Raw genomic sequence first — 17,816 nt, forward strand, 5'->3', positions numbered from 1 at the left:
GGCGTACTTTGAGGAGGTGGATGAGTGTGAGGCTGCGGCCGATTTCTGGACAACGGCTCTGGTACTCCGGGATCCCAGTGCTTCCTGACTGGCTGGATCCGCAGGTTTTCCTGGCGGATCCGGCATTGGGGCCCTGGGTGGTGCTGGTGGTGTGCGCCATTGTTTTTGCCGAGACCGGCTTGCTGGTGGGGTTTTTCCTTCCCGGTGATTCCCTGCTGTTCACTGCCGGGCTGCTGGTGGCTACCGGCACCGTCCATGTGAACATCTGGGTGCTCGGGCTGTTGATTTCCCTGGCTGCCTTTATGGGCGACCAGCTGGGTTACTGGATTGGGCGCAAAGCCGGTCCGGCGGTTTTCTCCCGCCCCAATTCACGGGTGTTCCGGCAGGAGAACGTCATCCGTGCCGAGCAGTTCTTTGCCCGGCACGGCGGCAAGGCAGTGACGCTGGCCAGGTTTGTGGGGGTGGTGCGCACCTTCACTCCGGTGGTGGCCGGCATAGGACGGATGCCCTACCGCGTCTACATAGCGTTTGACGCCTTCGGCGCTTTGCTGTGGGGGGTGGGGATCACCGTGCTCGGCTATGTGCTGGGCAACCGCTTCCCGTTCATCCGCGACCATCTGGATCTGCTGGTCCTGGGGGTGGTCCTGCTGACCGTGGTGCCCGTTGGGCTGGGTCTGCTGCGCCAGCGGCGCAGGGCCGGCGCGGCGGCCAAGGGCGGACCGCGGACTGCAGGCCCCGCGGCGGCTGCCGGCGCCGGGAGCAACCTCGCGAACAACGGCGACGGCGGAGCCGGGAGCCGGGGGAGCTCCGGTACTGCGGGGCAGGCCGCGGAGGCCGGCACAGTGCCTCCGAATCCGGTGGATGAACCCACTGCTGCGGAGAAGCCGCCAACCGCCGCCGCAGGAGAAGAAACTGATCCTCCTGCGGCCCGGGGCGCGTTTGCCCGCCGGGCCGCTCCCCCGAAGCGGGGAAGCGGCCGTACGGCTGCCGAGCAGGCCGGCCGCTAGTTGCTTCCGGTCTCCGGGGCGATCGGCTCTTCGGCGCCCAGCGCATCCAGCACAAAGGCGTAGTCCCAGGCCCGGTCCTTCCATGCCTCGTACCGGCCGGAAGCGCCGCCGTGGCCGCCGTCCATCTCGATCTTCATCACGATCGGCTCGGATCCGGTGGTGACTTCGCGCAGTTTTGCCACCCATTTGGCCGGCTCCACATACAGCACCCGGGTGTCATTGAAGGACGTGACGGCGGCAATGCGCGGATAGTCCACGGCCCGGATGTTTTCGTACGGGGAGTATTCCTTCATGTACCGGTACACCTCGGGATCGGTGATGGGGTTGCCCCATTCCTCCCACTCCAGCGCCGAAAGCGGCAGTTCCGGATCCAGGATGCTGGTTAGAGCGTCCACGAACGGCACCTGCGCCACGATCGCCTTGTACTTCTCCGGAGCCAGGTTGGCCACGGCACCCATCAGCAGTCCGCCGGCAGAACCGCCCATGGCCGCAATCCGGGACGGATCCACCCAGCCGGAGGACGCCATGTAGTCCGTGGCAGCCACGAAGTCGGTGAAGGTGTTCTTCTTGTTCAGTTTCTTGCCCTGGTCATACCAGGTGCGTCCCATTTCGCCGCCGCCGCGGATGTGCGCGACGACGAAGATGACGCCGCGGTCCAGCAGGGACAGCCGGGCCACGCTGAAGGCCGGGTCCATGCTGATTTCATAGCTGCCGTACGCGTAGACCAGGGCCGGATTGGTGCCGTCCTGCTTGACCTCCGCCCGGCGCAGCACGGACAGCGGAATCCGCGCACCGTCGGCTGCCGGAGCCCACGCCCGCTCCGCCACGTACTCGGCCGGGTTGTAGCCGCCCTTGACCGGGGTTTCTTTGCGCAGCTCCAGTTCACCGGTGGCCAGCACATAGTCATAGACGCGCGGGGGCGTCAGATAGGAGGTGTAGCTGAGCCGGATGATCGGGGAATCATATTCGGCGTTGGCGAGGTTGGCCGTGTACAGCTCCTCGTCGAAGGCCGGTTCCCCGGGATCGCCCTGCACTTCCGTGCCCAGGCCCTCCAGGGGCAGGACCTGCACGCGCTCGGTGGTGTCCTTGCGGACCGACACGATGATGTGCGTTTTGGTGACAGCCGCACCGTTGACGCGGACGGCGTCGTCGTGCGCCACCACGGTGTTCCAGTGCTGCTCGGCTAGCGGCAGCGCAAACTCCGTCTCCGCCACGAGCGAGAGCATGGAGTTCAGCGCGTCCTTATTGTGCGTGATCAGGTAGTGGCGCTCGCCGGCGATGGTGACGGGCTCGGCCTCGTAGAGGATGCGCTCGCTGCGCGGAATCAGCGTGCGCACCTCACCGGCGGGATCCTCGAAGTCCAGCACCCGGTACTCGGAATATTCAGAGTTGCTGATGCCGATCAGCAGCTGCCTGCGGTCCGCGGAGAGGTCAAAGCCGGTCCACATGGCAACGTCGTCCTCCTGGTAAATGACGGCGTCGTCCTCCACCGGTGTCCCGAGGGTGTGTGCCTTGATCTGGTAGGGGCGCCAGGAGTCGTCCACGACGGTGTAGAAGACGCGGGTGCCGTCGGGGGAGAAGGCCAGGGAGTAGAAAACATTCTCCACGGTGTCCGGCAGCAGCTCACCGGTGCGCAGGTCCTTGATCCGCAGCGTGAAGCGCTCGTCGCCCGCGTTGTCCTCGGAGTAGGCCAGCAGGTTGCCGTCCTCAGTCACTGCCAGGCCGCCCAGGGAAAAGAACGGCTTGCCTTCGGCTTCGGCGTTGCCGTCAATCAGGATCTGCTCGCCCGGAACCGGAACGCCGGGTGTCACGACGGGCGGAGTCCAGTCAGCGTCCAGGTCCCCGGTGTCCTGTGCCGCGGTGCGGCAGTGGATGGCATACTGCTGGCCCTCTTCGGTGCGGGAGTAGTACCACCAGCCCTTCTTGCGGGCGGGGACCGACAGATCGGTTTCCTCGGTGCGGTTCTTGATCTCGTCGAAGATTTCCTGCCGCAGCTTTTCCTGGTGGGCGGTGACCTCTTCCATGTAGGCGTTTTCCGCCTTGAGGTGGGCCACGACGTCGGGGTTTTCCTTCTCCCGCAGCCATTCATAGTCGTCAACGAAGGTATCTCCGTGGTGGACGCGTTCGATGGGAACCTTTTTGGCAACGGGAGGGGTGGCAGAAGTAGTCATATCCCGAATATATCGACACCGTCCGGACGGGCGAAGAACCCCACAGTGTTTATGCTCGGGGCTTACCTGGACCTGCACCGCGCGTGCTGCTGCCCTGGCGTCTGCGGCCGGCGCTCCGTCGGGGCGCGCGGCGGGACCGGGCGCGTGTGATCAGACCTGCAGCAGCAGCCCCGCTGTCAGCGCGGCAGCGGCCAAAAACAGCAGCCAGTTGCCAAGCACCGTGAGCAGGGTGGTCCCGAAGGGCTGCTCCGCCCGCCGGGCGGGCGGATCCAGGATGGGATCTGCGGCAGCGCCCTTGCGGAACTGTCCCCAGAGCGAGGTGGACAGCAGGACCAGCCCGCCGATCAGGGCGGTCGGCACTGCCGGGAGGCTGAAAAGCACCAGGTCTCCGGCCAGTACCGCTGACCCCGCGAGGGCCAGAAGCACTGCTCCGGCTCCGAGGATGCACTGCCGGAGCGTTGTCCGGGTCGCCAGGCGCCGCAGCAGGGGAGCGCAGGCAGCAAGGGCAAGCCCGGCAGCAACCAGCAAAAAGCCCGGCAGGGTCACCTGAACCCGGGATTCAGTGGAGCTGACGGCCGCGGCCACCGCGAAGAACCCGAGGAGGCCCAGGCAGGTGGGAACCAGCAGCGCGGCCAGCGCCGCCCTGGAGACCCTGCGGCGGGACGGGTCGGACTTCGGAGCGGAGCCGGGCGGAGCGCCGGGGACCTCAGCGGCAGTATCCCGGGCGTCACGGGCTGTCATGGAGGCTTCTCCTGGAGATGTGTTCATGGTGTCCTTCATTGTCCAGGAAGCTCCCCACCGTGCCGGCGAACCGTGTCCACAGGTCGCTTTGCCCGGCCAGTTCCCGCCGCCCTGCCGTGGTGAGGGAGAAATACTTCCGCCCGGGACCGCCGTCGCCGGCCTGCCAGGAGACGGTGACCCAACCGGCGGACTCGAGGCGGGTCAGCAGCGGATACAGGGTTCCGCCCCGAACTTCACCAAAGCCCTGCTGCTCGAGCCGGGAGGCGATCGCGTAACCATAGGTGGCGCCGCCGTCGAGCGCTTTCAGCACACACAGGCTGAGTGCCGCCCGCATCCAGTCGCTGGGCCAGGAAAAATTCTGCACGCTGAGATATTTTCACGAACTAGTAAGCCTGTCTATGTAGCGGCCGAGTGCCGTCTTGACGTGCCCTCCGTCACGCCTATATTCTGACCGAACGGTCGGTAATTATTCCTGCACCCCAGGCAGCCGACTCCTTCCGCACAGTGAGGTGGCAAAAATGTCGTTGCATACCGATGCTTTCCCCGGCACGCAGGCCGGGGGAACCGTCCAGGACTCCGGACCAGAGGCATACTTTGAGCAGCTGCTGGCTGAGGATTCGAGGATTGAACCGCGGGACTGGATGCCCGAGGCCTACCGCAAGACCCTGGTCCGGCAGATCTCCCAGCACGCGCATTCCGAGATCATCGGCATGCAGCCCGAGGCCAACTGGATTACCCGCGCGCCCTCGCTCAAGCGCAAGGCCATCCTCATGGCCAAGGTGCAGGATGAGGCGGGGCACGGCCTCTATCTGTACTCCGCAGCGGAAACGCTGGGAACTCCGCGCGAAAAGATGACGGAGGACCTGATTGCCGGCAAGGCCCGGTACTCGAGCATTTTCAACTACCCCACTCTGAGCTGGGCAGACATGGGGGCGATCGGCTGGCTGGTGGACGGCGCCGCGATCTGCAACCAGGTGCCCCTCTGCCGTGCGTCCTACGGTCCCTACGGCCGGGCGATGGTGCGCGTGTGCAAGGAAGAGTCCTTCCACCAGCGGCAGGGATTCGAGATCCTCCTGGAACTGGCCAACGGCACGCAGGCGCAGCGGGACATGGCGCAGGACGCCATCAACCGCTGGTACGCCCCGTCGCTGATGATGTTCGGCCCGCCTGATGATGATTCGCCCAATTCCAAGCAGTCCATGGCCTGGAACATCAAGCGCTTCTCCAACGATGAACTGCGCTCGCGGTTCGTGGGCATGATCGTGGAACAGGTCAAGGTGCTGGGCCTGACCCTGCCGGATGACTCCATCCGCTACAACGAGGACACCTTGCAGTGGGAGCACGCGCCGCTGGACTGGAACGAGTTCAAGGAAGTCCTCGCCGGCAGGGGGCCCTGCAACGCGCAGCGGCTGGCCCGCCGCCGCGAGGCACATGAAGACGGCGCCTGGGTGCGCGAGGCAGCAGCCGCATACGCGGCAAAACAGGCACAAAAGATGAAGGTGGCTTGAGTTATGGTTTCCGGTTCCACAACGGGCGACGACGGCGCCAAGCCGGTGGGTACAAAGACTTCCGCTGAGCCGGGGACAGCTGCTGAGGCTGCCGCGCTGAGCACGGCCTGGCCGCTGTGGGAGGTGTTTGTCCGCTCCTCCCGCGGCTTGTCCCACGTCCATGCCGGTTCGCTGCACGCGCCGGACGCGGACATGGCCGTCCGCAACGCCCGCGACCTCTACACCCGCCGCAACGAGGGTGTCTCGCTCTGGGTGGTGCCGGCGTCGGCCATTATCGCCTCCGACCCCGATTCCAAGGGGCAGTTCTTTGAATCCCCGCAGGGCAAGGACTACCGGCACGCCACCTACTACACCAAGTCCGAAGGAGTGAAGCACCTGTGAGCTCGGACAGCGCCACCCGCATCACCCCCGGCAACGCCCTGCGCCCGGAGGATATCTCCGCATCAGGCGTCAAGGCGCCCGCCGACGTCGCCGAATACGCCCTGCGCCTTGGCGATGATTCCCTGATCCTGGCCCAGCGGCTGGGCTGGTGGATTTCCCGCGCCCCCGAACTGGAAGAGGACGTGGCCCTGGGCAACATCGGGCTGGACCTGCTTGGACACGCCCGGTCCTTCCTGACCTACGCGGGGTCCGCTTCCGATCGCACCGAAGATGACCTGGCCTACTGGCGCCGCGAGGGCGAATTCCGCTCCGCACACCTGTTTGAACAGCCCAACGGAGACTTCGGCCGGACCATTGCCCGCCAGCTGGCGGCGTCCTTCTACCTCTATGAGCTTTACTCCGCGCTGATGTCCTCCAACGATCCGACCCTGGCAGCGGTTGCCGCCAAGGCCGTCAAGGAGGTCGACTACCACCGCGACCACAGCGCCCAGTGGATCCTGCGCCTGGCCGGCGGCACCGAGGAATCCCGGCGCCGCATCACGCGCGCGCTGGAACTGACGTGGCCGTACGTCGGCGAACTGTTCGAGGACGACGATCTGGTTGTTTCCCTGGCCGGAACCGGAGCGGCAGTGCTGCCGTCTTCGCTCCGTGCCGGCTTCGACGCCGGTGTCGGTGCCGTTCTCAGCGAAGCCGAGCTCGAGGTTCCGCAGGTTCCGGCCGCTCCCGGCGGTGGACGCCGCGGAAAGCACAGTGAACATCTGGGCTATCTGCTGGCCGAGATGCAGGTCCTGGCCCGGGAGCATCCCGGCGCCAGCTGGTAAGCGGTCATGACTGAGACTGAGGACGCCGTAACAGCCGGCACCGAAACGCTCCGTCCCTCCGAGCCGGTGGCGGCCCGTGCCTGGGACATTGCCGCCACGGTCTGTGACCCGGAGATTCCGGTGCTGACGATCGAGGATCTGGGGGTGCTGCGCGCGGTTGAGCCCACCGCCCCCGGCGCCGTTACCGTCACCATCACGCCCACCTACTCCGGCTGCCCGGCCATGGACGCCATCCGCCAGGACGTGACTGCGGCGCTAAACGCTGCCGGCTATGACCGTGTCCGCGTGGACCTGGTGCTCGCCCCGGCCTGGACCACGGATTGGATGAGCGAGGCAGGGAAGGCCAAGCTCAACAGCTACGGCATCGCCCCGCCCACCGGCAAGGCAACCGCCGGCCCCGTCCGGCTCGGCCTGAGCGTGAAGTGCCCGCAGTGTGCCTCCCTCAACACCCGCGAACTGACCCGTTTTGGCTCCACCTCCTGCAAGGCGCTCTATGTCTGCCAGGACTGCAGCGAACCCTTCGACTACTTCAAGGTGCTCTAACCCATGACTACATCCGTTCCCGCTGAAACGGCCGTTGAGCCGGGCGCAGCGCCTGCCGCCGCGTCGCCGTCGGCCGCGCCGAACCGCCGCACCGCGTTCCATCCCCTGACCGTCGCGGAAGTCCGGCGCCTGACCGAAGACGCCATTGAGGTCACCTTCGCGGTGCCGGAGTTGCTCGAAGGCTCCTTTGACTACCTGCCCGGCCAGTACGTTGCCCTGCGCACCACGCTGGAGGGCTCCGAGGTCCGCCGCAGCTACTCCATCTGTGCCGAGCCGCGGCCCGGTGAGATCCGGGTGGCGATCAAGCGTGACCTGGGCGGGCTGTTCTCGAGTTGGGCCAACGAGTTCCTGAAGGCCGGCGACGTGCTGGACGTGATGAGCCCTTCCGGCGGCTTCATCTCCAAGCATCCGATGAACGGGCTGAACCACCCCGAGGACATCGATCTGGGCAGCGAGGACGTTTTCGTGGCCGTGGCCGCAGGCTCCGGGATTACTCCGGTAATTTCCATCGCCCGGACGGTGCTGGCTGCCTCGGAGACCGTGCGGTTTGACCTGGTCTACGCGAACAAGGCCGCCATGGACGTCATGTTCCTGGAAGAGCTGGCGGACCTGAAGGACCGGTATCCGGCCCGGTTCGCCCTGCACCACGTACTGTCCCGCGAACAGCGGATCTCGCCTTTGCTGACCGGCCGGATTGACGCCGAGAAGCTGTCTGCCCTGATCGACTCCGTGCTGCCCACCCGCAACGTGGACGAATGGTTCCTCTGCGGCCCCTTCGAACTGGTGCAGATGTGCCGGGACACGCTCGCGGACCGCGGGGTCGAGGCCGAAAAGATCCGCTTCGAGCTCTTCACCACCGGCCAGCCCAACCGTCCCGAGGGGCAGGCAGGCCGCCCGGTGGCCGCGGACACCGGGGGTGAGACCTACGACATCACGTTCCGGCTGGACGGGCTGCAGGGCAAGGTGGCCAGCCCCACCCACGCCCGTGAAACCATCCTCAACGCCGCGCTGCGCGTCCGTCCGGATGTTCCGTTCGCCTGCGCCGGCGGCGTCTGCGGCACCTGCCGGGCCAAGCTGGTTACCGGCACGGTGGAGATGGAAGAGAACTACGCCCTGGAACCGGACGAGCTGGAAAAGGGTTACATCCTCACCTGCCAGTCCCGGCCCACCAGTGCCGGCGTCACCGTCGACTACGACGCCTAGTCCTGAAGGAACGGAGCACCCCTTGATTGAACTGAGCGTCGACAACGGCATCGCCGAAATTGTGCTGAATGCGCCAAAGAAGCTCAACGCCCTGGACGAGGAGGCGCTGGCGGAGCTTTCACAGGCGTACGACGACGCCGCCGCCGCCGGGGTGCGGGCCCTGCTGCTGAAAGGTGAAGGCCGTGCGTTCTGCGCCGGACGGGACATCTCCGCCGTCGACCCCGCCAACGACGACGCCTACGCCTACCTGGGCGACCTGGTGACTCCGCTGCTGAAGAAGATGGCGGCGTTTCCCGCTCCGACCTTCGCCGCGGCGCAGGGCGCATGCCTCGGCGTTGGACTCGGACTGCTCGTGGCGACCGACGTCGTGTACGTGGCAGACAACGCCAAAATCGGCTCACCGTTCGCGAACCTGGGCGCAACCCTGGATTCCGGCGGACACTGGCTGTTCACCGAACGCCTTGGCGCCCACCGGACGCTGGACCTTATCTATACGGCGGATCTGATGAGTGGTGCCGAAGCCGTGGCGGCCGGCTTGTTCAGCCGTTCGTTCCCGGCCGATGAACTGCAGGAGCGCACCCGCGAGATCGTGGAACGGGTGGCCAGCGGCGCAACCGGAGCATTCCGGGCGTCGAAGTCCCTGGTGGCGCAGATCCGGGATTCCCGGGTGGGGCTGTGGACCGCGATGGAGGCTGAGAACACCGCTCAGGGCGACCTCTGCCGGACCAAGGACTACGCCGAAGGATTCTCGGCGTTCATCGACAAGCGCAAGCCGGTCTTTCAGGGGTAGCGGCTGCCGGGGCAATGGCCCGGTGGTCTCAGCTGGCCCCCTCGGGCCGCAAGCCTCTTCACCCCGCTGCGGTCCTTCGTGCAGATAACGGGACTGCGGATTATCTCTCGTGCAGAAGACGGCCCTAAAAGAGCTCAAATGCGGGTTTTGGGCCCGTGACCTGCCCGAAGGATTTTGGGAAGCGGGTTTTGGGCCCGTCATCTGCGCGGAGAATCCGCCAGAACGCACCGCAGCGTATTCGACAACCTGTAGAAATCCGGGGACAATATCAGCAGCCGGACGGTGCACCCGCCCACCCGGTCCGAACCGTCTCCGGGAGGGAACATGAGCACGCGCGCCGCACGCATGGTGCGCGGCTGGGCCGCAGCTTTGTCGGCCACGGCCGTTGCCGCAGCCTCCCACGTTCTCGCCGGCGGTGCCATTCCCCATCCTTCCATTGTGCTGTTCTGCCTCGCGCTGTCCGCCATGGTCTCCTGTGCCCTGGCCGGCAAATCCCTGTCTGTGCCAAGGATTGCCGGAGCAGTGCTGGCCAGCCAGGGGATTTTCCACCTGCTCTTTACCGCCGGCGGGGCGGGAACGGTCTCCGGAACTGCCGGGACTTCCGCAGGCTTGGCCGGTGCGGCACACGCAGGCCATGCAGGCCATGCGGATCCGGCGGCGCTGGCCGCGCAGTTCGCTGACACCGGCGCCGGGACGGCCCTCACCATGGGGACGGCCGGGCACGCCTCGGCGGCGATGTGGCTCGGACACCTGCTGGCTGCCGCGGTAACCGTGGTGCTTCTGCGCAACGGAGAGGCCGCCCTGCTGCGGATCCTGGCCGCCATGCGGCTGACCATCACCGCCATCCTTCCGCTCATCCTTCCGCTGCCGCTGGGCCCGCGGATCCCCAAGCTTTCCACTCTGATTCCTGCTGAACCGCTGCCGAACCTCGGTGTTCCGCTGCTGGTGATGAGACACCGGGGCCCGCCGGCTGCTGCTGTGTCCTTCTAGGCCCTCCCCTTCCGGGCGGAGCCTTTTTCTTCCAGCAGCCGCCGGTAACGAGCCGGCGCAGAAAGCAGCCATGCCTCAGCTCTCCTTCTCCATCCTTTCCCGCCGGATTCCCTCCGGCCACCCCTCCCGCACCCCTGCCCGGCAGCCGCTGGCCGTCCGGATCCTTCTTCTCGGCGCCTTGATGCTTGCCGGGCTCGCGGCAGCACTTTCCACCGCGCCGGCAGCCCTGGCCCATGACGAACTGGTGAGCAGCACCCCGGCCGCCGGTGAACGTTTTGAAACCTCACCTTCCGAGCTGGAACTGGTCTTCAGCAGCGCCCTGATGGACCTGGGCAACCAGATCATTGTGCTCGACGCCGACGGCCGTAACTGGGCGGAAGCCGCCCCGGTGCTGACCCGGACCAACCTGGTGCAGCCGCTGCCTGCCGACATGCCTGAGGGTGAGTACTCGGTACGCTGGCGTGCCGTCTCTTCCGACGGACACCCGATCACGGGCCAGTTCGAATACCTGGTGGGTGCCAACGCCGTAGCCGGCTCGGCTTCCACTGCCGCTCCGGCTGAGAACGACGCCGAGGACTCACCTGTGGAAAGCACGGACAGCGCAGAGAACCCCAAGAGCAGCGAGACGTCCGACGACGGCGGGAACGCTCCGTGGTTTACCATCGTCATCGCCGGTGCAGCGGGTCTGGCCGTCTACGCGGTGTACGCGGTTCTCTCACGCCGCAAGCGCAGCCGCACCGAATAACCGGACGCACCGGTCCGGGCTAACGGTCCGGCTTCTTTCACCCCACACTTCACGGCGCATCACCCTGCCCGGCTCCGGAGCGAGCCGGCGCGCGCCCATGCCCTTCAGGAGCTTCACCATGCCCTTCTTCAACTCCCCTGCCTCTTCCGCAGCCACGGAATCCATCACCGCTTCCAAGCGCCCCAAAGCCTTGGGCCTCCTCTGTGTTGCCGCCGTCGGGGCGCTGCTGCTCGGCGGCTGCTCCGGCGGGTCATCTGCAGAGTCGACGCAGCCTCCGTCGGCCCCAGCAGGCGGAACCGCCGCCCAGGATGCTCCGGCAGCGGAATCCCCGCTGACCATCAAGGAGCCCTGGATCAAAGCTGCTGAGACCGGGATGACCGGCGCCTTTGGCGTCCTCGCCAACAACGGCGCGGAGGACATCCAGGTCATCGGTGCTTCTTCGCCGGCAGCAGCGTCCGTTGAACTGCACGAAACAGCAGCGGGCGCCGACGGGCAGTTTGCCATGGCTGAAACCACTGACGGGTTCACTGTGCCGGCCGGCGGCGAATTCCTGCTGGAGCCGGGCGCAAACCACCTGATGCTGATGGGGCTCACCGGCCCGGTCCTGCCCGGTGACGAGGTTTCCTTCACCCTGGAACTTGCCGACGGAACTACCGTTGACTTCACTGCCACTGCCAAAGACTTCTCCGGCGCCAACGAGAGCTACCACGGAAAATGAGTGAGGACCGGGCCCCGGACGCCGGGGACCGCAGCCGGGACATGAGCCCGTACAGCGCTGGAACCGCCGATGCCCGCCGCGGGGTAAACCGCCGCCACCTGTTGTTCGGCGGAGCTGCGGCGGGACTCGGCGCGCTGGCCGCCGCCGGCCTTGGCGCTGCGGGCGGTTCCGGTTCCGGTACGGAGGCATCTGCGGATCAGGCGGAAGCTGCGGCAGTCGGACTCGGAAGCGCCGTCGTGCCCTTTTACGGAGCGCGGCAGGCGGGCATCGAGACTCCGGCACAGGCCCACGCAGTTTTCCTGGCCCTGGACCTGGTGCCGAACCTGACCCGGCAGCGCTTGGCGGCGCTGCTGCGCCTGCTGTCCGACGACGCCGCGGCCCTCGCTTCCGGGCGTGCGGCACTGGCGGACACCGAACCTGAACTGGCAGTGAACCCTGCCCGGCTGACCGTGACGTTCGGCTTCGGCCCGGCGCTGGTGGCGCTGGCCAACCCTGATGCGGCGCCGGCCTGGCTGCGTCCGCTGCCCGACTTTGGGATCGACCGCCTGCAGCCGGCTTTTTCCGGCGGGGATCTGCTGCTGCAGCTGTGCGCGGATGACCCGCTGACGCTGGCGCACGCGCGGCGGATGCTGCTCAAGGATGCCCGTGCCTTCGCTGCGGTGCGCTGGGTCCAGTCCGGTTTCCTGCACGCCGCAGGCACAAAGGAGGCCGGCGCCACGCCGCGCAACCTGTTTGGGCAGCTGGACGGCACCGGCAACCCCGGCACCGGCAACCCCCGGAAGGCCGGGGAGCTTGAACGGGTGGTCTGGGGCAGCCCGGAGATTGCGCCGTGGCTGGAGAACGGGACGTCCATGGTCGTACGGCGCATCGCCATGGATCTTGACACCTGGGATGAGCTGGACCGCCGGGGCCGTGAGGAATCGGTGGGGCGCACACTGGCTACCGGTGCTCCGCTGACCGGAACCGCGGAGCACGATGAGCCCGACTTTGCAGCCCGCACCAGCCTCGGATTCCCGGTGATTGCCCAGTCTTCCCACCTCCGCCGTGCCCGGCCCGATGATGAGCGGCAGCGGATTTTCCGCCGTCCGTACAACTACGACGATCCGCCCGCCGCGGGAAGCTCTTCCGGCGGGGTGTCCAACTCCGGACAGATCTTCGTGTCCTACCAGGCCGACGTCGACCGGCAGTTTGTGCCGATCCAACAGCGCCTGGACCAGCTGGACATCCTGAACGAATGGACTACGCCGGTGGGCTCCGCCGTGTTTGCCGTGCCACCGGGTGCTGAGGAGGGCGGATTTGTGGGGGAGGTGCTCTTCGGCTGAGGATCGGCCGGTCCGGACAGGTTGTCTCATGGACGCGGAGGAGGCTAAGTTGGAACTTGATGATCAGCATGCTGATGTTTTCCGGAACACTTCGGAGGCACAGGCAATGACGGAGAGATGGAGGCACAGATGACGGACAGCTACGATCCGAACAATGATCCGGCCAACCCCGACAAGCCCAAGGATGCCGGCAGGAAGCTGCAGGACGGCACGCAGGAAGGCACCGGAAACCATGAGCCGAGCACGGCCAAGGCCGTGCACGCCAACCCGGACCCGGCCGCCGGGAACGTCACCGGGCTGGAGCCCGGCGGCGGTGTTCCCCCGGGGGAAACCCCTCCCGCCGAAGATCAGATGAGCACTGATCAGGGGCACGACGAATAATCCCCTGCGCATACCTGCGGCCCGTCACCGGACTTTCCGGCGGCGGGCCGCTGCTGTGTCTCAGGTGGGCTGAACCCGCAGGCAATCAGACCGGGGGCCTATGTCGCGTCCAAATCCTCGAACACCAGGAACGTCTGGGTGTCCAGGATCCCGGGCATGGACTGCAGCTGGTCGAAGATGACCTGGCGCAGATGGACGTTGTCCTCCGCCCGCACCAAAAGAATGACGTCGAAGGAGCCTCCCACCAGGGCAATGTGGTGGATTTCGGGTATGGCTCGGAGCTGTTCGCGCAGCTCCCGCCAGGAATGCTGGCGCACCTTCAGCGTCACGTAGGCGGAGGAGCGCAGGCCCGCCTTCACCGGATCGACGACGGCGGTGAACCGGCTCAGCACGCCGGTTTCCGTCAGCTTCGCGATGCGGGAGTAGGCGTGGGCGCGGGAGATGTGGACGGCCTCCGCCACGGCTGTCACCGAGGCCCTTCCGTTTGCGGTGAGCTCGGCCAGGATGGCGCGGTCAATATCATCCAGCCGCGGAGCAGCCTGTTCCGTTGTGTCCCGTGCCATAGTGTCTACGTCCTTCGGGTAATCCAGCTCACACGCTACATTTCGTCCATAAGCCTAGCCCCTAGGGCAGCAATCATCCACGTTTTTGGTCTCATGTGGATACGAATAAGGGCCATCAGCATACTGGGATAACAGAACATCCACGGCGAAGACGCTGGTGGAAGTGCGGCTGACGGAGGCAAAATGACTATTTCCACGGGCAATCCGCCCCCCGGCGCCATGGAAGACCGCCGCCGGAACGCACCGCGCACCGGCAGTGCCGGCACCGGGACCCATTCGGACCTGCTGCCCTCGGAATCTCCCGTGCAGCTGGTGGACCCGGACGGCGTCCACCGCCACGATGACCGCTATCCGCTGCCCGACGGCGAATCCCTGCTCAGTGCCTACGCCCAGCTGATGCTCGGCCGCCGCATCAATGACCAGGCTAATGCCCTCGTCCGGCAGGGCCGGCTGGCCGTTTATCCGTCCTCTCACGGCCAGGAGGCCTGCCAGGTGGCAGCCGCCGTCGTCCTCGGGGCGCAGGACTGGCTCTTCCCCACCTACCGGGACACAGTGTCCGTGATCGCCCGCGGCGTGGAGCCGCTGCAGGTCCTGACGCTGCTGCGCGGCGACTGGCATTCCGGCTATGACCCCTATGAACACAACACCGCCCCGCAGGCCACGCCTCTGGCAACGCAGCTGCTGCACGCCGTCGGCGTGGCCCATGCCGCCAAGCTCAAGGGCGAGGACACCGTTGTCCTGGCCATGTGCGGCGACGGAGCCACCAGTGAAGGGGACTTCCACGAAGCGTTGAACTTTGCCGCCGTGTTCCACGTTCCGGTGGTCTTCTTTGTGCAGAACAACGAGTACGCCATCTCCGTGCCGCTGAAGAACCAGTCCGTCGCACCGTCGCTCGCGCATAAGGCCATCGGTTACGGCATGCCCGGCGAGCGGGTGGACGGCAATGACCTGGCCGCCCTGCTCTCCGTCCTCGGCGCTGCCGTGGACCGGGCGCGCGAGGGGTCCGGACCGTCCCTGGTCGAGGCACACACCTACCGCATGCAGGCGCATACCAACGCCGACGACGCCACCCGCTACCGCACGCAGGAAGCCGTTCAGGCGTGGGTGCCGCGGGATCCGATCACCCGCCTGAGCACCTATCTGCGCGGCCTGAACCTGCTCGACGACGACGCCGAAGCCGGCTTCGCAGCCGACGCCGAGGCTGTTGCCTCCGCCATCCGCGACGGACTGAACGCCGAGGTGGAACCGGATTCGCAGGAACTGTTCGCCCACGTCTACACCCGCCGCACCCCGCAGCTCACGGAGCAGGCAAACCTGCTGCGCGACGAACTCTCGCGCCAGGCCTGAAAGGCAGCCATTCATGACCGTCACTGAAACTCTTGAAGCACCGGCCGCGCCACAGGCTGCTGCGCCGGAATCGCTCACGTTCGCCAAAGCCCTGAACACGGCACTGGCCGATGAAATGGCTGCCGACTCCGCCGTCGTCATGTTCGGCGAGGACGTGGGCCCGCTCGGCGGCGTTTTCCGCATCACGGACGGGCTGACCGCCCGCTTCGGTGCGGACCGCTGCTTCGACACCCCGCTGGCCGAATCCGGCATCATGGGCATGGCCGTAGGCATGGCCATGAACGGGCTGCGGCCCGTGGTGGAAATGCAGTTCGACGCCTTTGCCTTTCCGGCTTTTGAGCAGGTGGTCAGCCACGTGGCCAAAACGGCCAACCGCACCCGCGGCCGGGTCCGCCTGCCGATGGTGATCCGCATTCCCTACGCCGGCGGTATTGGGGGAGTGGAGCACCACTGCGACTCCTCCGAGTCCTACTACGCCCACACCCCGGGCCTGACCGTAGTGGCTCCTGCCACCGTTTCCGATGCCTACACGCTGCTGCGCGAAGCCATCCGGCTAAACGATCCGGTGGTGTTCCTGGAACCCAAAAAGCTGTACTGGACCAAGGAGGACGTGGACCTGGCCGCGCTGCGCAGCCGGTTCGACGCGGGGGACGTTGCGGCGCACGACGACGGCGGGCAGCGTCCCGGCGGCATCGGCACCGCCGCTGTGGCCCGCTCCGGCACTGACGTCACGCTGATTGCCTACGGGCCCTCGGTGTCCACCGCCCTGGCAGCCGCGGAAGCCGCCGCGGCGGAGGGCCGGTCGCTGGAAGTGATCGACCTGCGCTCCATCGTGCCGTTCGACGATGAAACCGTCACCGCATCGGTCCGCCGCACCGGGCGCGCCGTGGTCATCTCCGAAGCCCCCGGATTCGCTTCCGTGGCCTCGGAAATCGTGGCCCGCGTGCAGGAACGCTGCTTCCATTCCCTGGCGGCGCCGGTGCTGCGCGTGACCGGATTTGATATTCCGTACCCGGCCCCCAAGCTGGAGCACTGGTTCCTGCCCAGTGTGGACCGGATCCTGGACACCGTTGACGAACTGCAGTGGGAGGACCGATGAGCCTGCGCACCTTCCTGCTGCCGGATCTCGGCGAAGGCCTGACCGAAGCCGAGCTGGTTACATGGCTCGTGGCCGTGGGCGATGAGATCCGCGTGGACCAGCCGGTGGCCGAGGTGGAAACTGCCAAGTCGCTGGTGGAAGTTCCCTCACCTTTTGCCGGCACCGTGGCGCAGCTGCACGGAGAGGCGGGGCAGACGCTCGACGTCGGCCGTCCCCTGATCAGCGTCTCGCCCTCCGGCGCCGCTGACCAGGCGCCGCCGCCGGTTGCTCCCGAAGTTCCGGATGAAGGTCCGGCTGCACCTGCTGCACCTGGTGCCAGTGACCCCGACGGGGAAGCATACCGGCAGGAAGAGAAGGCCGGTTCCGGCAATGTGCTGATCGGTTACGGCACCCCCGGAGGCCATGCAGTGGCCCGCCGGAGCCGCCGCCCGCGCAATGCAGCGGCTGGAACAGCCGCGGCTCCGGTGGCGGTTGCTGCTCCGGGTTCGGTTTCAGCTGCCTCCCCGGCACCGGCTCTCGCAATAGTGCCGGACCTCCCGGCCGAGGCGCCGCGGTGCATCTCGCCGCTGGTCCGCAAGTTAGCCCGCGAGAGCGGGATCCGGCTGGCCGACCTGCAGGGCTCCGGTGCCAACGGCCTGATCCTGCGCAGCGACGTGGAAGGTGCCCTGGCCGGTAACGGTCCCGGCAGTCCAACCGTCACGGCCGACAGCGCCGTTGCCGAGGATCCGCGCACCGGCTTGATGGTCGCTTCCCGGACACCGGTGAAGGGACTGCGCAAAACCGTCGCCGCGAACCTTGCCGCCAGCCGCGCCAACATCCCCGAGGCCACGGTGTGGGTGGATGTGGATGCCACCTCTTTGCTGGAGCTGCGCGCAGACCTCAAACGCCGGCACCCGGAGAGCACGCCGGGCCTGATGGCCTTCCTGGCCCGTTTTGTGCTGGCCGGGCTGGCGAAGTTCCCCGAGCTCAATGCCCGCTTCGATCCCGCCGCCGGAAACACGGCCGGCGGTGCAAGCATCACCGCGTATGAGGGAGTCAACCTGGGCTTCGCGGCCCAGACCGACCGCGGGCTGGTGGTTCCCTCCGTCCGCAGGGCGGACACCATGAACGCGCGCCAGCTGGACACGGAGATCCGCCGGCTCACCGCGTCCGCCCGGGACGGCAAAGCCACCCCGGCGGAGCTGACCTCGGGTACCTTCACCCTGAACAACTACGGGGTGTTCGGAGTGGACGGCAGCGCCGCCATCATCAACTATCCGGAATCCGCCATCCTCGGGATCGGCCGGATCATCGACAAGCCCTGGGTGGTGGACGGCGCCCTTATGGTGCGGAAAATGACCGAACTGACCCTGGTCTTCGACCACCGGATCTGCGACGGCGGGACAGCCGGCGGGTTCCTGCGCTACGTGGCCGATGCCATCGAGAACCCGGGCAGCGTCCTCGCTGACCTCTGACGGCGCAGCCCGGCCGGAGCACGGCGTCCCGC

General features: G+C 66.9%; 19 protein-coding genes. 15 read left to right on the top strand and 4 right to left on the bottom strand.

The window, feature by feature from the left end:
- Window positions 1-77 precede the first annotated feature (77 nt).
- Window positions 78-1,007, top strand: a complete 930-nt coding sequence (locus tag ACIQXM_RS16020) for a DedA family protein (RefSeq protein WP_400933235.1) — start codon at window positions 78-80, stop codon at window positions 1,005-1,007.
- Here ACIQXM_RS16020 and ACIQXM_RS16025 read toward each other — a convergent pair.
- The 3 genes from ACIQXM_RS16025 to ACIQXM_RS16035 form a co-directional block, all read right to left on the bottom strand.
- Window positions 1,004-3,178 (bottom strand): S9 family peptidase, encoded by a 2,175-nt coding sequence (locus ACIQXM_RS16025; RefSeq protein WP_400933237.1) that lies wholly within the window; start codon window positions 3,176-3,178, stop codon window positions 1,004-1,006. The two genes, ACIQXM_RS16020 and ACIQXM_RS16025, sit on opposite strands and share 4 nt — an antisense overlap.
- A 150-nt stretch (window positions 3,179-3,328) precedes the next feature.
- Window positions 3,329-3,946 carry a hypothetical protein gene (locus ACIQXM_RS16030; RefSeq protein WP_400933239.1) on the bottom strand — a complete coding sequence of 206 codons (618 nt, stop codon included), beginning with the start codon at window positions 3,944-3,946 and terminating at the stop codon, window positions 3,329-3,331.
- A complete protein-coding gene (locus ACIQXM_RS16035) occupies window positions 3,906-4,283 on the bottom strand; it encodes a PadR family transcriptional regulator (protein ID WP_400933241.1) in 378 nt (125 codons plus the stop codon). The genes ACIQXM_RS16030 and ACIQXM_RS16035 overlap by 41 nt, the downstream gene beginning before the upstream one ends.
- 154 nt (window positions 4,284-4,437) lie before the next feature.
- On the opposite strand from ACIQXM_RS16035, the gene paaA reads away from it, so the two are divergent.
- The 11 genes from paaA (at window position 4,438) to ACIQXM_RS16090 (ending at window position 13,321) form a co-directional block, all read left to right on the top strand.
- Window positions 4,438-5,427 carry a 1,2-phenylacetyl-CoA epoxidase subunit PaaA gene (gene paaA, locus ACIQXM_RS16040; protein ID WP_400933243.1) on the top strand — a complete coding sequence of 330 codons (990 nt, stop codon included), beginning with the start codon at window positions 4,438-4,440 and terminating at the stop codon, window positions 5,425-5,427.
- 3 nt (window positions 5,428-5,430) lie between these two features.
- On the top strand, window positions 5,431-5,808 hold the full coding sequence (gene paaB / locus ACIQXM_RS16045; protein WP_400933245.1) for a 1,2-phenylacetyl-CoA epoxidase subunit PaaB: 378 nt from the start codon (window positions 5,431-5,433) through the stop codon (window positions 5,806-5,808).
- Window positions 5,805-6,629, top strand: coding sequence for a 1,2-phenylacetyl-CoA epoxidase subunit PaaC (gene paaC, locus ACIQXM_RS16050; RefSeq protein ID WP_400933247.1), 825 nt, complete (start codon window positions 5,805-5,807; stop codon window positions 6,627-6,629). The genes paaB and paaC overlap by 4 nt, the downstream gene beginning before the upstream one ends.
- A gap of 6 nt (window positions 6,630-6,635) precedes the next feature.
- Window positions 6,636-7,172 carry a 1,2-phenylacetyl-CoA epoxidase subunit PaaD gene (paaD, locus tag ACIQXM_RS16055; protein ID WP_400933249.1) on the top strand — a complete coding sequence of 179 codons (537 nt, stop codon included), beginning with the start codon at window positions 6,636-6,638 and terminating at the stop codon, window positions 7,170-7,172.
- 3 nt (window positions 7,173-7,175) lie between these two features.
- On the top strand, window positions 7,176-8,375 hold the full coding sequence (gene paaE / locus ACIQXM_RS16060) for a 1,2-phenylacetyl-CoA epoxidase subunit PaaE (RefSeq protein WP_400933251.1): 1,200 nt from the start codon (window positions 7,176-7,178) through the stop codon (window positions 8,373-8,375).
- Window positions 8,376-8,397: 22 nt separating this feature from the next.
- Window positions 8,398-9,165, top strand: coding sequence for an enoyl-CoA hydratase/isomerase family protein (locus ACIQXM_RS16065; RefSeq protein ID WP_400933253.1), 768 nt, complete (start codon window positions 8,398-8,400; stop codon window positions 9,163-9,165).
- Between the two features lie 324 nt (window positions 9,166-9,489).
- Complete coding sequence (locus tag ACIQXM_RS16070) at window positions 9,490-10,155, top strand: hypothetical protein (RefSeq protein WP_400933255.1); 666 nt, start codon at window positions 9,490-9,492, stop codon at window positions 10,153-10,155.
- 70 nt (window positions 10,156-10,225) lie between these two features.
- A complete protein-coding gene (locus ACIQXM_RS16075) occupies window positions 10,226-10,900 on the top strand; it encodes a copper resistance protein CopC (protein ID WP_400933257.1) in 675 nt (224 codons plus the stop codon).
- Window positions 10,901-11,018: 118 nt separating this feature from the next.
- Window positions 11,019-11,618: a copper chaperone PCu(A)C gene (locus ACIQXM_RS16080; protein WP_400933259.1), complete on the top strand. Its 600-nt coding sequence runs from the start codon at window positions 11,019-11,021 to the stop codon at window positions 11,616-11,618.
- Complete coding sequence (locus ACIQXM_RS16085) at window positions 11,615-12,940, top strand: Dyp-type peroxidase (RefSeq protein ID WP_400933261.1); 1,326 nt, start codon at window positions 11,615-11,617, stop codon at window positions 12,938-12,940. Before ACIQXM_RS16080 ends, ACIQXM_RS16085 begins: the two co-directional genes overlap by 4 nt.
- Window positions 12,941-13,069: 129 nt before the next feature.
- Window positions 13,070-13,321, top strand: coding sequence for a DUF6480 family protein (locus ACIQXM_RS16090; protein WP_400933263.1), 252 nt, complete (start codon window positions 13,070-13,072; stop codon window positions 13,319-13,321).
- A gap of 98 nt (window positions 13,322-13,419) precedes the next feature.
- On the opposite strand, the gene ACIQXM_RS16095 is transcribed toward ACIQXM_RS16090, so the two are convergent.
- Window positions 13,420-13,884 carry an Lrp/AsnC family transcriptional regulator gene (locus ACIQXM_RS16095; protein WP_400933265.1) on the bottom strand — a complete coding sequence of 155 codons (465 nt, stop codon included), beginning with the start codon at window positions 13,882-13,884 and terminating at the stop codon, window positions 13,420-13,422.
- Between the two features lie 183 nt (window positions 13,885-14,067).
- Between ACIQXM_RS16095 and pdhA the strand changes: the two genes are divergently transcribed.
- From pdhA to ACIQXM_RS16110, 3 genes are read left to right on the top strand one after another with little or no spacing between them, the layout of a single operon-like run.
- Window positions 14,068-15,231, top strand: coding sequence for a pyruvate dehydrogenase (acetyl-transferring) E1 component subunit alpha (gene pdhA / locus ACIQXM_RS16100; RefSeq protein ID WP_400933267.1), 1,164 nt, complete (start codon window positions 14,068-14,070; stop codon window positions 15,229-15,231).
- 13 nt (window positions 15,232-15,244) lie between these two features.
- Window positions 15,245-16,330 carry an alpha-ketoacid dehydrogenase subunit beta gene (locus ACIQXM_RS16105; RefSeq protein ID WP_400933268.1) on the top strand — a complete coding sequence of 362 codons (1,086 nt, stop codon included), beginning with the start codon at window positions 15,245-15,247 and terminating at the stop codon, window positions 16,328-16,330.
- The gene (locus ACIQXM_RS16110; protein WP_400933270.1) at window positions 16,327-17,784 is read left to right on the top strand and encodes a dihydrolipoamide acetyltransferase family protein; all 1,458 of its coding nucleotides are present in this window, start codon (window positions 16,327-16,329) and stop codon (window positions 17,782-17,784) included. The genes ACIQXM_RS16105 and ACIQXM_RS16110 overlap by 4 nt, the downstream gene beginning before the upstream one ends.
- Window positions 17,785-17,816: the final 32 nt, after the last annotated feature.

The sequence above is a fragment of the Arthrobacter sp. NPDC097144 genome (genome assembly GCF_044762205.1).
Lineage (GTDB): Bacteria > Actinomycetota > Actinomycetes > Actinomycetales > Micrococcaceae > Arthrobacter_B.

What these genes read in the sequence shown, in the direction of transcription:
- ACIQXM_RS16025 (WP_400933237.1), bottom strand. Translation starts at nt 3,178, where the DNA reads ATGACTACTTCTGCCACCCCTCCCGTTGCCAAAAAGGTTCCCATCGAA.
- ACIQXM_RS16030 (WP_400933239.1), bottom strand. Translation starts at nt 3,946, where the DNA reads ATGAACACATCTCCAGGAGAAGCCTCCATGACAGCCCGTGACGCCCGG.
- paaA (WP_400933243.1), top strand. Translation starts at nt 4,438, where the DNA reads ATGTCGTTGCATACCGATGCTTTCCCCGGCACGCAGGCCGGGGGAACC.
- paaB (WP_400933245.1), top strand. Translation starts at nt 5,431, where the DNA reads ATGGTTTCCGGTTCCACAACGGGCGACGACGGCGCCAAGCCGGTGGGT.
- paaD (WP_400933249.1), top strand. Translation starts at nt 6,636, where the DNA reads ATGACTGAGACTGAGGACGCCGTAACAGCCGGCACCGAAACGCTCCGT.
- paaE (WP_400933251.1), top strand. Translation starts at nt 7,176, where the DNA reads ATGACTACATCCGTTCCCGCTGAAACGGCCGTTGAGCCGGGCGCAGCG.
- ACIQXM_RS16070 (WP_400933255.1), top strand. Translation starts at nt 9,490, where the DNA reads ATGAGCACGCGCGCCGCACGCATGGTGCGCGGCTGGGCCGCAGCTTTG.
- ACIQXM_RS16075 (WP_400933257.1), top strand. Translation starts at nt 10,226, where the DNA reads ATGCCTCAGCTCTCCTTCTCCATCCTTTCCCGCCGGATTCCCTCCGGC.
- ACIQXM_RS16080 (WP_400933259.1), top strand. Translation starts at nt 11,019, where the DNA reads ATGCCCTTCTTCAACTCCCCTGCCTCTTCCGCAGCCACGGAATCCATC.
- ACIQXM_RS16085 (WP_400933261.1), top strand. Translation starts at nt 11,615, where the DNA reads ATGAGTGAGGACCGGGCCCCGGACGCCGGGGACCGCAGCCGGGACATG.
- ACIQXM_RS16090 (WP_400933263.1), top strand. Translation starts at nt 13,070, where the DNA reads ATGACGGACAGCTACGATCCGAACAATGATCCGGCCAACCCCGACAAG.
- ACIQXM_RS16095 (WP_400933265.1), bottom strand. Translation starts at nt 13,884, where the DNA reads ATGGCACGGGACACAACGGAACAGGCTGCTCCGCGGCTGGATGATATT.
- pdhA (WP_400933267.1), top strand. Translation starts at nt 14,068, where the DNA reads ATGACTATTTCCACGGGCAATCCGCCCCCCGGCGCCATGGAAGACCGC.
- ACIQXM_RS16105 (WP_400933268.1), top strand. Translation starts at nt 15,245, where the DNA reads ATGACCGTCACTGAAACTCTTGAAGCACCGGCCGCGCCACAGGCTGCT.
- ACIQXM_RS16110 (WP_400933270.1), top strand. Translation starts at nt 16,327, where the DNA reads ATGAGCCTGCGCACCTTCCTGCTGCCGGATCTCGGCGAAGGCCTGACC.